This window comes from Chryseobacterium phosphatilyticum, from assembly GCF_002899825.2.
Lineage (GTDB): Bacteria > Bacteroidota > Bacteroidia > Flavobacteriales > Weeksellaceae > Chryseobacterium > Chryseobacterium phosphatilyticum.
This window is the reverse complement of sequence record NZ_PPED02000002.1, coordinates 240,328-255,606: the sequence shown is the minus strand read 5'-3', so window position 1 is coordinate 255,606 and position 15,279 is coordinate 240,328. Positions and strand designations below refer to the sequence as shown.

At 36.7% G+C, this 15,279-nt stretch carries 14 protein-coding genes; 1 reads left to right on the top strand and 13 read right to left on the bottom strand.

The genetic code is table 11. The features are described from left to right. The first annotated feature begins 136 nt into the window (after nt 1–136). Nucleotides 137–1,015, top strand: coding sequence for an NAD(P)H-binding protein (locus C1631_RS08325; protein WP_103247281.1), 879 nt, complete (start codon nt 137–139; stop codon nt 1,013–1,015). A gap of 139 nt (nt 1,016–1,154) precedes the next feature. On the opposite strand, the gene C1631_RS08320 is transcribed toward C1631_RS08325, so the two are convergent. The 13 genes from C1631_RS08320 to rpoC all read right to left on the bottom strand — a co-directional run bounded on the left by C1631_RS08320 (nt 1,155) and on the right by rpoC (nt 15,193). Beyond that, nucleotides 1,155–2,435: an alkaline phosphatase family protein gene (locus C1631_RS08320; protein ID WP_109711633.1), complete on the bottom strand. Its 1,281-nt coding sequence runs from the start codon at nt 2,433–2,435 to the stop codon at nt 1,155–1,157. Between the two features lie 107 nt (nt 2,436–2,542). After that, entirely contained in the window at nt 2,543–3,379 is an 837-nt protein-coding gene (locus C1631_RS08315; RefSeq protein ID WP_103247279.1) for a GNAT family N-acetyltransferase, read from the bottom strand. 34 nt (nt 3,380–3,413) lie between these two features. After that, the gene (locus C1631_RS08310) at nt 3,414–3,809 is read right to left on the bottom strand and encodes a cytidine deaminase family protein (RefSeq protein WP_103247278.1); all 396 of its coding nucleotides are present in this window, start codon (nt 3,807–3,809) and stop codon (nt 3,414–3,416) included. Between the two features lie 4 nt (nt 3,810–3,813). Continuing rightward, a complete protein-coding gene (locus C1631_RS08305; protein WP_103247277.1) occupies nt 3,814–4,416 on the bottom strand; it encodes a GrpB family protein in 603 nt (200 codons plus the stop codon). A 178-nt stretch (nt 4,417–4,594) separates the two neighbouring features. Further along, nucleotides 4,595–6,292, bottom strand: a complete 1,698-nt coding sequence (locus C1631_RS08300) for a hypothetical protein (RefSeq protein ID WP_103247276.1) — start codon at nt 6,290–6,292, stop codon at nt 4,595–4,597. Nucleotides 6,293–6,487: 195 nt separating this feature from the next. Further along, nucleotides 6,488–7,258 carry a T9SS type A sorting domain-containing protein gene (locus C1631_RS08295; RefSeq protein WP_103247275.1) on the bottom strand — a complete coding sequence of 257 codons (771 nt, stop codon included), beginning with the start codon at nt 7,256–7,258 and terminating at the stop codon, nt 6,488–6,490. Between the two features lies 1 nt (nt 7,259). Further along, nucleotides 7,260–7,784 carry an ankyrin repeat domain-containing protein gene (locus tag C1631_RS08290; RefSeq protein WP_103247274.1) on the bottom strand — a complete coding sequence of 175 codons (525 nt, stop codon included), beginning with the start codon at nt 7,782–7,784 and terminating at the stop codon, nt 7,260–7,262. Next, complete coding sequence (locus tag C1631_RS08285; protein ID WP_103247273.1) at nt 7,781–8,326, bottom strand: YceI family protein; 546 nt, start codon at nt 8,324–8,326, stop codon at nt 7,781–7,783. The genes C1631_RS08290 and C1631_RS08285 overlap by 4 nt, the downstream gene beginning before the upstream one ends. A gap of 10 nt (nt 8,327–8,336) precedes the next feature. Continuing rightward, nucleotides 8,337–8,684 (bottom strand): hypothetical protein, encoded by a 348-nt coding sequence (locus C1631_RS08280; protein WP_228441127.1) that lies wholly within the window; start codon nt 8,682–8,684, stop codon nt 8,337–8,339. A gap of 1 nt (nt 8,685) precedes the next feature. Then, the gene (locus C1631_RS08275) at nt 8,686–9,528 is read right to left on the bottom strand and encodes a DUF5777 family beta-barrel protein (protein ID WP_103247271.1); all 843 of its coding nucleotides are present in this window, start codon (nt 9,526–9,528) and stop codon (nt 8,686–8,688) included. A 126-nt stretch (nt 9,529–9,654) separates the two neighbouring features. Beyond that, entirely contained in the window at nt 9,655–10,305 is a 651-nt protein-coding gene (locus C1631_RS08270; RefSeq protein ID WP_109711631.1) for a Crp/Fnr family transcriptional regulator, read from the bottom strand. 229 nt (nt 10,306–10,534) lie between these two features. Beyond that, entirely contained in the window at nt 10,535–10,840 is a 306-nt protein-coding gene (locus C1631_RS08265; RefSeq protein WP_027375539.1) for a DUF3467 domain-containing protein, read from the bottom strand. An 87-nt stretch (nt 10,841–10,927) separates the two neighbouring features. Then, nucleotides 10,928–15,193: a DNA-directed RNA polymerase subunit beta' gene (rpoC, locus tag C1631_RS08260; RefSeq protein WP_109711628.1), complete on the bottom strand. Its 4,266-nt coding sequence runs from the start codon at nt 15,191–15,193 to the stop codon at nt 10,928–10,930. Between the last annotated feature and the right edge of the window lie 86 nt (nt 15,194–15,279).

The following is a 15,279-nucleotide window of genomic DNA, read 5'->3' as shown; positions in this document are numbered from 1 at the left end:
ACTTGTATAAAAGTAAGTACAAATATAACTTTGTTCTCAGAAATAAAAAAATAATTATTACGAAATCGCATTCATTTGATCAATTCAATATCAGGCGATTATATACAACCATTAAACAACAATAAAAAATTTACATATGAAAATTGTAATCACAGGATCTCTAGGAAATGTCGCTAAACCTCTAGCACAACAATTAATTGCCACAGGACATACTATTACCGTAGTAAGCAGCAGTGATGCAAGAAAACATGAAATTGAATCTCTGGGAGCGACTCCTGCTATAGGTTCTATTACTGACGTCAATTTTTTAACTCAAACATTTGAAGGTGCAGATGCTGTTTTTGTGATGACGCCTCCGGCGATCAGCCCGGATAAGATTGTAGAAAACACAACTAATGCCGGAAAAAATTATGCTGAAGCTTTAAAAAATACCAACGTAAAAAGAGCTGTAATGCTAAGCAGCGTGGGAGCAGAATCCCCGGTAGAAAATGGTCCGATAGCAGGTCTTCACCATATTGAAAAATTATACAATGAAGTAGAAAATACCTCTTTTACCTTTTTAAGGGCCGGGTATTTTTATAATAATTTTTTCAATGATATTCCTCTCATTCAAAATGCCGGAATCATCGGAGCAAATTATCCTGAAGATATTGAAGTACCCGTTGTACATCCCAATGATATTGCGAAAGCAGCAGCTGAAGAACTGGTAAAAGATGGAAATACCAATAATATCCGATATATTGTGAGTGACATCCGAAAAGCTTCTGATTTTGCTAAAGTTTTAGGAATATCTGTTAATAAACCGGAACTTCCATGGGTAGAATTTTCTGATGAGGAATCCTTACATGGAATGCTGCAAGCAGGACTCCCTGAAGATATGGCTAAACTATATGTTGAAATGGGACGAGGAATAAGAACGGGAGTTGTACAGAAGGATTTTATTGATCACGGTTCACCTGTAACAGGAGATGTTAAGTTGGAAGATTTTGCAAAAGAATTTTCTTCAAAATTCTAATTTCTCTAGCTCCGACACAAAAGTTTAAGATTAGAATCAAAATGCATAATCAATTCAAAAAAACAAGATTCGGCGCACCAAAGGTGCGCCGAATCTTATTTTTTGAAATATTAATCTAGGCCTTAGATTCCATTGTATATTATTTTTCTTTAAGCGTTTTTTTTAAAACTTTTAATTTTCCGTCAATAGGCTCATTAATTTTTAATCCTAAAATTTCAGCAACCAAAGGATATACATTGACATTGGAAAATTCATCAATAACCATATTATTTGTAAATTCGGGTCCCCATGCATAGAACGTAGCTTTCATTTCAGGAACAACTCTCGGATTATAGCCATGTTTTCCTACAGAAGATTTTTTCCCTTTTTCCAAAAATATTTTCGGTGCTTTTGGAATCAGAAGAATTTGTCCGATTCTGTTGTATTTGTCATCTCTTGTAGCAAAATGAAAATATTTAGGAAGTTTTTTATCCAAATACACTTCATAGTCATCTTTCGTATGCCTTTTTAATTCTTTGTATACAGACTTTACCTCATCCGGGTTTTTAACATAGACTCTCAATAAAGTCTGAGAGTTATAAAAATCGAATCTTTTTTTATCCAAAAGAAGGGCCGGAATTTCTAAAGGTGCACCACCGTCTACCTTTATCATCCCATGATCGGAAACAAAAATAAAATTAACATTTTTCAAACCCAGGGCATTGACTTTCTGAACTAAATCTCCAATGGCATGATCAATCAAATGAACTGCCGTTTCAGTTTCTTTGGTATCCGGACCAAAATGGTGGCCACTTCCATCTACTTCCGGAAAATACAATGAAATAAAATGGGGTCTTTTATCTTCAGGAAGTTTCAACCAATTCACAACTTTTTCTATTTTTTCCGACGGAGTGAATTTTTCATGATACGGATAATAATATGAAGGTCTTATTCCTCCGGCATCACTGGCAGAACCTACCCACATTAAAGAAGCTGATACCATCCCCTGTTTTTCAGCTAATCCCCATAGTGGAATTCCCCCATACCAGCTTCCATCCTCTGCATTTTTTTTATTGCTCATGGCATAAACCTCCTTCCTCTTATAGTCGTAGAAGAAATTATCAATCAAACCATGGTGAGAAGGATAAAGCCCGGTAATCAGGCTCCAGTGGTTAGGGAAAGTAATACTTGGGTAACTGGGAATCATTGCTTTTGCCTGCACTCCATTACCGGAAAGTCTCAAAAGATTTTCAGCATTGTACTTTTTAGCATAGTCATAACGGAAACCATCAGTGGAAATCATAATCACATAAGGTTTCGATTGTGCTTCCACAGTGTTTTGTCTTCCAGGAATAATTACCTGAGCAGTATCAAGTATAGGTTGCTGGGCAAAAACTGTAAAGGAAATAAGTAACAGTAAAAAATGGATTCCTCGCTTCATTGTTTTAAAAATTTTAGCAAAGTTACATTCTCTACTGCTCCCTAAAAAGTTTATAAGATTAAAAGTATATTAAAACCTGTTATTTTTGATTGAAAATTTTCTATCTATTAAATAATCCGTTTCATTTCAAACTGTGATAACCAGTTTTGAAGGCCTATTTTTTTTTCAAGAAATCTATCTGTTTCTTTGGATGTATCATCTACATTATTGACGGCAATTGGCTGTCCATCAGCAATAGCTGTAAAAAGGCCGGAACCTATCCCCTGTTTTCTATAGTTTTTATGCACAGCAATCTGAAGCACTCTTCTTGCAACAGGATTGTAAACGATGTATCCAACCAGATTCTCACCTGAATAGGCTCCCAAGGCTTTATATTTATCCTGCATTGGACTCAATACATAAACAGATCCCTGCCATGAAGGTTCGATATCCCAAAAGGAGCGCAGATTCTCCCACTGAAAGTTATTTATATCTTTTATTGTTATCATTGAGTTTTCCATCCCAGGATTGATATTTCCTTTGAAACAAAGCAATTTTCTAACCACCGTAAAACCTAAATTTTCATACGCCCTGATAGCTCCAGCATTTCCTTCGATTACTTCCAGCAGTAATACGTTAGCCTTTCTTTCTTTTAAAGCAGGAATGATAAAATCATACATTTTTCTTACCAGTCCTTTTCCTCTGCTGTCAGGTATAACTCCTGTCCCGCCATTATAAATAATTTTCTGCCCATTTTCCAATTTTTCAGACTGAAGAATAAAGCTTACTAATTTTCCATCTTCAAAGGCACCTACTGAAATACTCAAATCTAACTTTTCAGCAGTTATTTTAGAGGTAAGCATTTCCTTTGTAAGATGAAAAGGAATAATATAGTCTGAAAAAGAAAGATTGAATACTGCTAAAAGCTCTTCTATATCTATATTGTTTAAGGTTTTAAACTCCATGAATCTTTATTTTTAAAAATTATTTATTTTACAATTACCATTCTCTGTCCAGATCTTCTTTCCAGTCATAAGGCATCAGTTCTTTCAAAGTAACAAATATCCCGTTTTTCACCTCTATTAATGCATCAAGATTAGTCTTTGCCAACTGGCTCATCAGTTCTCTGCAACGTCCACAGGGAGGTACCGCATTTCCATCATTTCCTACCGCGACTGCTGCCTTTATGTATCTTTCACCATTCTTCAACATCTCTGCAACAGCACTATGTTCTGCACAAAACCCCATAGAGCAGGCAGTATCAATACTGATTCCTGTATACACATTCCCATCCACCGTTTCAATGGCAGCCGCTACGCCTCCATATTCTATAAAATCATTCAATGTTTTAGATTGGGCAAATTGTCCTGCAATCTCTTTTAAATCTTTTCTCATAGATCTATTTTTTTTGATGTTCTAAATACCATTGAACTGCTTTTTTCTCTTCTCTTTTGATAAAAGGATCTTTCCCTTCATTATAGTCATTTCCATCATGCCATTCTTTTTGGCTGAGAAGCTCTTTTAATCGCTGATATTCATCTTTTACCTCAGGATGAGTACGTAAATAATCCCGGAATGCCATGTGCCGAAGCCAATGTTCTGATGAAACAGGAATTACATGAATATGGGCTATGCGTAGCTTGTGATCGTGAATACCCTCAGGAATCTTATCATTTAGACGGATTATCTCTGGAAAACCCAGGTTATGAGGTCTGTCGATAAGTTTAATAAAGAAGCGACGATACGGCATATCTTCATTATACTTTTCATAGTACACAAAATCTTGTCCTTGTAATAAAGGAGGAATTTTATCCAGTTCATCATCATCATTTACTCCGATCATAATATCGATGACGGGTTTGGCAGATAGCCCTTCCACTGATGTACTTCCGATATGTTCGATTCCCGGATGTAAAAAACCGATACTTTTTTCCAATTCCTTTTTTATAGAGTTAAATTGCTCTTTCCATAAAGGATTATATTTTTCAAAAGTCACTTTCATAGGTATCAGGATTAAACACAAATATATTAAAATTGGTTCAAACCCTTTTTAATTAAGCGATTTTAGATTTTTCAATAATAGATAAAATAATAATACCTCTGAAAAATCAAAGGTATTATTATGAATATTTAATGCCGACTATTGATTACTGTAATAGCCTCAGGTTTATTTCTGCTATTTAATCCTGCCAGTTACTGAAGAGCTCATCCAGATAAATTTTGGTAGGATTGGAATAACTGCTCTTTATTTTATCTCTCCACTGGTACCAGTTTCGTGATCCTTTAAGCGCCTGTTCCAGCTGTGGAGCTGTATATCCGGAAACCCTGTCTACAGGATATCCTGCCCCATAGATACCATTCTGGTTCTGAAGATCTATCATATCATAGCCACCTGAAGTATAATGATTTTCAGCACTGATCGTCCGGTTCTGGAAGTTATTGGATAATGTGGATCTATAGACCGAATACCCTCTTATTCTTTTGTATCTTTCTAATGTCATCAGGGTTTCAACAGTTGTCGGCCAGCTTTCAAGCAACCTGCGGTTTCTGTTTTTGACAGCAGAATTAAAAGACAGGAAAGAATCCTGACAGATGTCATTATAGGCGGATCTGTCTATCACTGAATGCAGTGCATGGCTCAATTCATGAATAGTGGTTCCATATACCATATCAGACAATCTTCCATATGCTTTGATATGGATCTGGGCTGATAAGCCAAATGTCAGCTCACTTCTAACATGAGAATAAGAAGATGGAACTCCCCATGGAGCTGTTTTACGGGCTGCAATTTTTATCTGGCTTTGTCTTCCGAAATTATAAATATGATTATTCTTTGGGGGAGAAGTCAATCCGAATCTGTATCCATAGTAGAAATCATGTGCTGCCTGATGTATCAGAGCATGATACTCATCTTCCCCTCCGTCAATAACAGGATACCAGGCTTGTTGCTTCACATTGGGCCCTTTCATTTCTGCCTGGAAGATAGATCCGTTTCTTACACTGTAATTGTATCTCTCCCATTGGATAACGTATTTTGCCTTTCCGCGCACGGAAGAAGTAGAGAAATTACCGTTCCCGTCTGTAATTCCTTGCGCAACGGTAAACCATTGTCTCATCAATACCTGTGCACCGGTTACCGGCACAACATCTAAGATATCGTCTTTCACCTGAATTCTTCCGCTCGGGTACCATTTTTTTCCAAAAATCCATTTAGCCTGTGGAGTAGAATCATCTGTAAGTAAATCTTTTTCATTCCCTGTAAGCTCATATGCTGTGTATAAAAGATTATGAAACAGATCTGTTCTGTTTCCTACTTTTCCGTTAACTTCATAACGTTCTATATCTTCAATATCAGCAAAATAAGGATCCTGCTCCGGAATATAGAGTTCGCTTAAAACTTCATGACGAACTGCAGGAAGTGCTTTTCCTATTGGAACAGCCGTATAATATACCGGAATAGAATCAGCATCAGGAGCTCTGTTTTCAAGAAAACCATCCTGATATTCAGCATCTAACCTGTAATCAAAATAATGGGTCGTTGAATCCTGTTTCAATAACCCTACTTCGTCCTCATTCTGAGGGGTAAATTTAAGATAAACGTGGGAAGGACGTATTTCAAATCCTCCTATTTCTTTTGGATTCTGGTCTCTTACTTTTTCCAGAGCAATTTTCATTGATTCCACAGAATAAGGATTTTTCAAAAGGATGGAGTCTCCCGTAAATGAGCGTGCATAAGAATTACTCATGTTTTTCTCTAGTGTCTTTTCATCCTGACTTTCAATGAGGTCATCTTTGCAGGAATATTGGAAAGAAAGGAGAATAACTCCGAAAGCAAATAAGAATATCTGCCCAAGTTTAAACGTGGTGCGTGTTTTCATCGTTGATTATTAGTTTTGTTTGTTTTTTGATGTCGTAAATATAAAATAAAAAAGAAGAGAAAAAATATATTTTTCAATAAATAATTATTAATTTCATAAAATATTCATCAATACTATAACAATTCACTTAATGTATAAAATAATACCCCTGAGAAATCAGAGGTATTGCTGGTATATTTAAATGTGTTTTTTTGACTATTCCTTAATCAGTTTTTCATAAGACGTACTTCCATCTTTCAATCTGATTTCAAAATAATAATTTCCGGACTTCAGATCTTCAACACTTGCACTTTCCTTATCCGGCTGTACTGATTTTACTTTTCTGCCTGTTGCTTCATAAATATCAACAGATCTTATTTTATCAAAATTTTTGAAGCTTACTGTTGATTTTGCAGGATTTGGGTAAAGAATCAGTTTTTTGCTTTCCGCAACAGCTTCAGTGGTGCCCAGTACTGCCCTGCTTAAAATTGCGTAGCCTCTGTTAGCCGTCCCGAATCCATGGTTAGCAATTGTAGTGGTAGATCCTTTGGCATAGAAAATATTGATTGAGCTTGTATCATTGGAAAATACTGTATCTCCGGCCCCTCCTGCAAGAGATCTGGTAGCCACAATCGTTCTGGTTCCTCCCGAGGTAGTATTTGAAGTAATCGTCCAGTCTTGTACAGCATCCGGGCTAGGAGGTATTCCCACACCACCAAAAGTGTAATCAATATTCGTGTTTGATGTAGAATTGACATTATAAATAAATCCGTCCACTCCACTTCCCATTCCTCCGGTGATTCCGGTTCCTCCGAATCCTACCCCCAAATATGATGTATCCGGTCCTGTAAGGGTCATCGTAACAGTAGTAGCATTAGTGTCAAGCTTAACGGTCATACCGGTCGACAAACTTACTGTTCCGGTTGTAAACTGTGCCCATGCTAAATTGGCAAGAGCAAAAGTAATGGTTAGTAAAACTTTTTTCATATCAATTTTTTAAGAGATTAATGATTTCTTTGTTATTGGTTTGTAATGCATATTCAAAAGGAGTCATTCCCATTGAATCTTTTTTTGATTGATCTGCTTTGTACTTCAGCAGCAATTCTACGAGTTCTTTATTTCCAAATTTGACAGCCCAGAATAACGGGGTATATCCTGTAGCATCAGCGATATTGGGATCTGCATTTTTTTTCAATAAAGATTCTGCCAGTTCTTTGTTGTACTTTACGGCGAGTCCTGCTAATGCTGTACCTTCATTACTCCTGTAATTCACATCTTTCACATTCTCAATGAGGAATTTTGCGACTTCCGTATTTCCTCTGTAGCAAGCCAGGATAAGTGGTGAAAAGCCACTTTCGTTGGTTTGGTTGATGATGTCCGGATCCTGTTTCATCAGTTCTTTTACCTCAGTCACTGTTCCGCTTCTTGCAATATCAAAGATTGACTTTGTTTTTTCCTGAGCTATACACAATGAGCTCAGAAATAAGGTTAATAACAAGATTAAACTTCTCATTGCTTTATCATTACATAATTATATTCCACGTTTACATTCTCAGCAATTTTTTTAGTGACCACTTTTGGAATTGTCACTTTATAATCTGCCGGTCTTGCCATAAAGCCTCCCTGCATATAGATTTTATTGTCTTTTAAATATATTGTTGCAGAAGAAGTCACGGCCTTATCAACACCATGAAAATTCAGCGTTCCCTGAACAGTATATTTTTGCGGGGTTGCAGTGAGTTTTGTTTTGTCGAAATTTCCAATTTTTCCTTTAAAGGTTGTCTTCGGATATTTTGCTGTTTCTGCATAACTTTCATTGAAGTGCTCTTCCATCAATTTGGTTTTGAAATGGAAGTTTTTAACTACGGAAACAGATGCCATTTCTCCAGTATCAGCATTAAACACAACAAGGTTATTATCATCCTGTGCATAGATGTCATCAAATAATGGTACAGATGCCTCAAATGTAACCTTACCTGTTTTTGAACTATATTTTTGCGCAGAAGCATAACCGGCAAAAAGCAATGAAGCGCCAAGTAATATTAATTTTCTCATATCAAATATTTTAATTTTCAGTTAATCCGTCTGCTTTCCATTTGATGAAAATATTGATCTGTGTTGCAGATAATGAGCCTCCTTTAGGCATTTTTTCCTGATCGCCGTTTGGTCTTTGGATACGATCAAGAATACCGTCTATATTATTTTTCACCTGATTATAGGTCGCAAAAGGTTTAAAACTTCCTGCAGAATGACATCCCATACAGTTGTTATCCATAATCGGCTTTACATCGGTGATATAATTTACAGGAGCTGTTATAGGAGTATTATCAGAAATCTCCTCATAGGTTCTGCTTTCACAGGCAATTACTACCGCTGCTAACGATATAATCAATAAGTATATTAACTTTTTCATATCAAAAAACTCTGTAAAGATTAAACCCAAAGAAAATATGCCCTTTTCCCCAGTTTCCTGATGCATTGGTAAGATATCCAATATCTGAATTGATCTGAGAATTGGTAAATAAAAGCTGGAAAACATGTCCCCCGGTTTCTATATCTACACCCAATGATAATGGATTTTTATAGAAACTGTGATTGTCAAAATTCACAGAATACTCTGCATTTAAAGAAACTCTCTTTGAAATTTTATAACGTCCACCCAATCCTGCAAGGAATTGGTTTTTATCTTCAATATTAGGATCGTAAAGGTTTTTGTGAACAAATGAAGGCGTAAGTTGCAATGAAAATTTATCACTAAACCTTCTGGATATCAGAGCCTGTGTAAGATAAGAAAGCCTGTCACTGAATTTAAGATGTGGATAAGCATCTTTGTCAAGATCTGTATTGGCACCCATTACATTGTACCCTACAATGTCTACAGGAAAATTATCATTCTGCTTCACCAGTCTGTACTTTACCGCACCTTCAAAAGTTTTCAGGTTGGTTTCCCGGGACAGACTTACGGATACTGCATCACTAATCCCGTAGATCACACCCAATTTAGTAGAAGCATTATCCAGCCCGAAAAAATTTTTAAACCCGGTGCTCACATCGCCAAATCTGTGAGCGATCACAACATACCATTCTTTTTTTGCAGCAAGTTTCGTAGATTGTCCGGTAACGATTTGCAAAGCCTTGAAAGCAGGTTGTGATGTATCGGGGTTGGTTGTAATGGTATCAATATCTTTCAGCAGATCCTCCTGTGCAAAGGTAAAACCTGATAAAAATACTGACAAAAATAAGAAAGCTTTTGTCATATACAATTTGAATTAAATTATGATATAACAAACTTATCAAGTTATCAATTCAAAAATGTGTGATAAAAGTCACCAACGGAATCGTTTTTATCAATCGCAAGAAGAAAACTATTAAAACAATTATGCTTAGATCAATCTAACATTTTCATTTACAGGGACTTTTATTCCTTCTTTGGTTTGAAAAATTTCTCCGTCACTTTCTATTTTTTTTAGGACCCTGCTCACTACTTCTCTGGAAGTCCCCAGACTATTGGCAATTTCCCGATGAGTTATCTTGATAGGATTGCTTCCTGTAGTGGAAATTTGTTGTTTAATATAATTCAGGACCCGTTTATCCAATCTATGGAAAACGGCGTCATTTACCATATTCATGACTTCTGAAAAACGACGGTCATATTCCCGGTAAAAAAGTTTATTGATTTCAGGAAACCTGATCAACCATTCGTGCATTACAGAAACAGGAACCAATAATGCTTCGGAATCTTCTTCTGCAATAGCATATACTCTGCTTATATAGTCTGTAAAGATGGAAGAAAAGGTCATGAGGCAGCTGTCATTGGGTTTGATGAAATAATAAACAAGCTCTCTTCCGTCGTTCAATGTAAACACTTTAATGGAACCTTTGGTAAGAAAAGGCACATATTTATTTTTCTGTCCTTCTCTTATAATTTCAGTTTTTGCTTTTATATCCATGATAACAGCATGTTTTTCAAGCTCAGGTAAAAAGTCTTCACCTAAAAAACCAAATTTGTTTATAGCAAATAAATTATCAATCATATCTTCTACTTTTTCTAAAACAAAGATATAAAATTGCTATATCGATATGATATTTTTTATTTAATTAAAAATATGTTTATAAAACACCGATCAACACAAACAAAACCAACAGATAATTATAAAAAATTAAAAGCATCTCATCTGGAGAAATACTATAACAGAATTGATCTCTATTAAAAAAAATGCCCCGGTCAAAACCGGGGCATTCTATTGTATTGTAAAAGAAATCTTACGCTTGTACGTTGTTTCCACCTAATACGAAAGGCTCAACTTCTTTAATTTCTCCGAACTGCTGCTCGTAATTAGCGATGTTCTGCTGAAGAGCACTTAATACTCTTTTAGCGTGAAGTGGAGCAAGAATAACTCTTGATCTTACTTTAGCCTGCTGAACACCTGGCATCAACTGAATAAAGTCTACTACAAACTCAGATGGAGAGTGGTTTACTAAAGCTAAATTAGCATAGATACCAGCAGCTACCATTTCGTTTAACTCAATGTTGATGTTCCCGTCTTGTGGATTTTGATTGTTGTCCATTGTTATAAATTATGTTTTTAAAATTCGAAATTTGAGATTGTGAAAATATAAAAATAATTTCAAATCCCAAATTTCAAATCATTAATTTTAGTTAAGGTCTTCGAATTCTTTCTTAGAACCTACAATAACATTCTGATACTCTTTAAGACCTGTACCTGCAGGAATTCTGTGACCTACAATTACGTTTTCTTTAAGACCACCAAGAGCGTCAACTTTACCAGCTACTGCTGCCTCGTTAAGAACTTTAGTAGTTTCCTGGAACGATGCTGCAGACATGAATGATTTAGTCTGAAGAGCTGCTCTTGTAATACCTTGTAATACAGGAGTTGCTGTAGCAGGAAGAGCTTCTCTTACTTCTACCAAACTTTGATCTTCACGTCTCAACTTAGAGTTTTCATCTCTTAATTCTCTTGCAGTAATCATCTGACCTGGGCTGAATTCTTTAGAATCACCAGCATCTACTACTACTTTAAGACCAAATACTCTGTTGTTCTCTTCCAAGAAATCATACTTATGCTCAAGAGCTCCTTCAAGGAACTGAGTATCACCTCCATCTACGATAGATACTTTTGTCATCATCTGTCTTACGATGATTTCGAAGTGTTTGTCGTCAATTTTTACCCCCTGAAGACGGTAAACTTCCTGAATCTCGTTTACTAAGTATTCCTGAACCGCAGTTGGACCTTTAATTCTTAAGATATCATCTGGAGTAATTGAACCGTCAGAAAGTGGAGAACCTGCTCTTACGAAGTCATTCTCCTGAACCAGAATCTGGTTAGAAAGTTTCACTAAGTAAATCTTTCTTTCTCCGGTCTTAGCTTCTACGATCAATTCTCGGTTACCTCTCTTAATTTTTCCGTAAGAAACTACCCCGTCGATTTCAGTAACAACCGCTGGGTTTGAAGGGTTTCTTGCTTCGAATAGTTCGGTAACTCTCGGAAGACCTCCGGTGATATCCCCTGCTTTTGCAGATTTTCTTGGGATCTTGATTAGGACTTTACCAGCCTTAATTTTTTCACCATCGTTTACCATTAAGTGGGCTCCTACCGGTAAGTTGTAAGCTTTTTGCTCAACTCCTTTAGAGTCTACCACTTTCAAGGTAGGTACGGCTTTCTTATTTCTGGATTCAGAGATTACTTTCTCTTCAAATCCTGTTTGTTCGTCAATTTCAAGTTGGAATGAAATACCCTGGATAATATCTTCGTATTCTACCTTACCTGAAGTTTCAGCAATGATTACCGCGTTATACGGATCCCATCTACAGATTGTATCACCTTTCTTCACTTTATCACCTGGTTTTACAGATAATATAGATCCATAAGGTACGTTAGCGACCATTAACGGAGTTCTGGACTCGTTATCAGCAACTAATCTGAATTCTGTTGAACGGGAAACTACAACTTCAGCAGTATTACCGTTTTCATCTTCAGAAGTAATCGTTCTTACTTCATCCATTTCAACGATACCATCTCTTCTTGCAATAATAGATGGGTTTTCTGATACGTTTCCTGCAGTACCCCCCTGGTGGAAAGTTCTCAACGTAAGCTGAGTACCTGGTTCCCCAATGGATTGTGCTGCAATTACACCTACCGCTTCACCCATGTGAATTACTTTACCTGTTGCTAAGTTTCTACCATAACATTTCGCACAGATACCTTTCTTAGCTTCACAGGTTAATGGTGAACGAACCTCAACAGCTTCTAATCCTGCTTCTTCGATTTTCTTCGCCAATTCTTCAATGATCACCTGATCAGCCTCAGCAATTAATTCATCAGTTTCAGGATCGTAGATATTATGAAGAGATACTCTACCTAAGATTCTTTCAGAGATTCTTTCAACGATCTCATCATTTTTCTTCAGTGCAGTAACTTCTGTACCTCTAAGAGTTCCACAGTCATCTTCTGTAACGATAACATCCTGTGCAACGTCTACCAATCTTCTCGTTAAGTAACCAGCATCGGCTGTCTTAAGAGCGGTATCCGCAAGACCCTTACGAGCACCGTGGGTAGAGATAAAGTATTCTAGAATCGAAAGACCTTCCTTAAAGTTGGCAAGGATCGGGTTTTCGATGATCTCCGCTCCGGTAGAACCAGCTTTTTGCGGTTTTGCCATCAACCCTCTCATCCCAGACAACTGACGGATCTGTTCTTTAGAACCCCTCGCTCCAGAGTCAAGCATCATGTATACAGAATTGAATCCACCTTGGTCAACTTTCATTCTGCTCATGATCATTTCTGTTAATCCGGCGTTGGTGTTTGTCCAAACGTCGATTACCTGGTTATAACGTTCTGTATCGGTAATAAGACCCATGTTATAGTTGGCTCTAATTTCGTCTACTGTTTCAATTGATTGTGCAATCATCTGCTTTTTCTCCACAGGTACTACGATATCCCCAAGTGAGAACGAAAGACCTCCTTTGAATGCGTTTGAATACCCTAAATCTTTCATTGCATCCAGGAACTTCACAGTCGTAGGGAAATCCGTATCAGCAAGGATCTTACCAATAACGTTTCTCAATGATTTCTTAGTAAGAAGTTCATTGATATATCCTACCTGCTTAGGTACAATCTGGTTGAATAAAATTCTACCTACAGAAGTTTCGATCAATCTTGTAACGATTTCACCGTTTTCTTTAACTGGTAGTTTACATCTTACTTTAGCATTTAATGAAACTCTACCTTCTGCATAAGCAATTTCAGCTTCTTCAGGAGAATAGAATGCAAGACCTTCTCCTTTTACTTTCATATCTTCTGTAGAGCTCAATTCTTTGGTCATGAAATAAAGACCAAGAACCATGTCCTGAGATGGTACCGTAATTGGAGAACCGTTTGCAGGGTTCAAAATATTTTGAGAACCTAGCATCAATAACTGAGCTTCAAGGATCGCTTCTGGTCCTAGCGGCAAGTGTACTGCCATCTGGTCACCATCGAAATCGGCGTTGAATGCTGTTGTTACCAATGGGTGTAGCTGGATTGCCTTACCTTCGATCATCTTAGGTTGGAACGCCTGAATACCTAGTCTGTGAAGCGTAGGTGCTCTGTTCAGTAGAACAGGGTGACCTTTCATCACATTTTCAAGGATATCATAAACTACCGGTTCTTTTCTATCAATAATTCTCTTTGCAGATTTTACTGTTTTTACAATACCTCTTTCGATCAGTTTTCTAATGATGAATGGTTTGTACAATTCAGCTGCCATATCTTTAGGAATACCACATTCGTGAAGCTGTAAGTTTGGACCTACAACAATTACGGAACGCGCAGAGTAATCTACCCTTTTCCCTAGTAAGTTCTGACGGAAACGACCTTGTTTACCTTTCAATGAATCAGAAAGTGATTTCAATGGTCTGTTTGATTCAGATTTTACTGCAGAAGATTTTCTTGTGTTATCGAATAATGAATCTACTGATTCCTGAAGCATACGCTTCTCGTTTCTCAAGATTACTTCAGGAGCTTTGATCTCCAATAATCTCTTCAAACGGTTATTTCTGATGATAACTCTTCTATAAAGGTCATTTAAGTCAGAAGTTGCAAAACGTCCTCCATCCAATGGAACCAATGGTCTTAGTTCTGGTGGAATAACTGGAAGTACACGCATAATCATCCACTCCGGTCTGTTGATCATTCTTGTATTAGCACCTCTTAATGCTTCTACAACGTTCAATCTTTTCAGAGCCTCAGTTCTTCTTTGCTTGGAACCTTCATTGTGAGCTTTATGTCTCAAGTCGAAAGATAATGCATCAAGATCAATTCTTTTTAATAATTCTTCAACAGCTTCAGCACCCATTTTGGCGATGAATTTGTTTGGATCAGAATCATCAAGATATTGGTTTTCTACAGGAAGAGTTTCCATGATATCAAGGTACTCTTCTTCTGTTAAGAATTCCATATTTTCAAAATCAGAACCGTCTAATTTTTTAGCAATACCTTGCTGGATCACTACATATCTTTCATAGTAGATGATCATATCTAATTTCTTAGAAGGAATTCCTAAAAGGTATCCGATTTTGTTTGGTAATGAACGGAAGTACCAGATGTGAGCAATAGGAACAACCAAACCAATGTGTCCGATTCTTTCTCTTCTTACTTTTTTCTCAGTAACTTCTACACCACAACGGTCACAAACGATCCCTTTGTAACGAATTCTCTTATATTTACCACAAGCACATTCGTAATCCTTTACAGGACCAAAGATTTTCTCACAGAATAGCCCGTCTCTTTCAGGCTTGTGGGTTCTGTAGTTAATAGTTTCCGGCTTTAAAACCTCCCCTCTTGAGTCCTGTAAAATAGACTCTGGTGAAGCTAAACCGATGGTTATTTTATTAAATCTACTTGTCTTATTTTTATTTGACATAAAAAATGTTTTATTCTTTATTTCTAAATCTTTTATTTAACTATTTTTTTCTTAGTTTCAAACGGATAATCTTTTATCCCGATTTG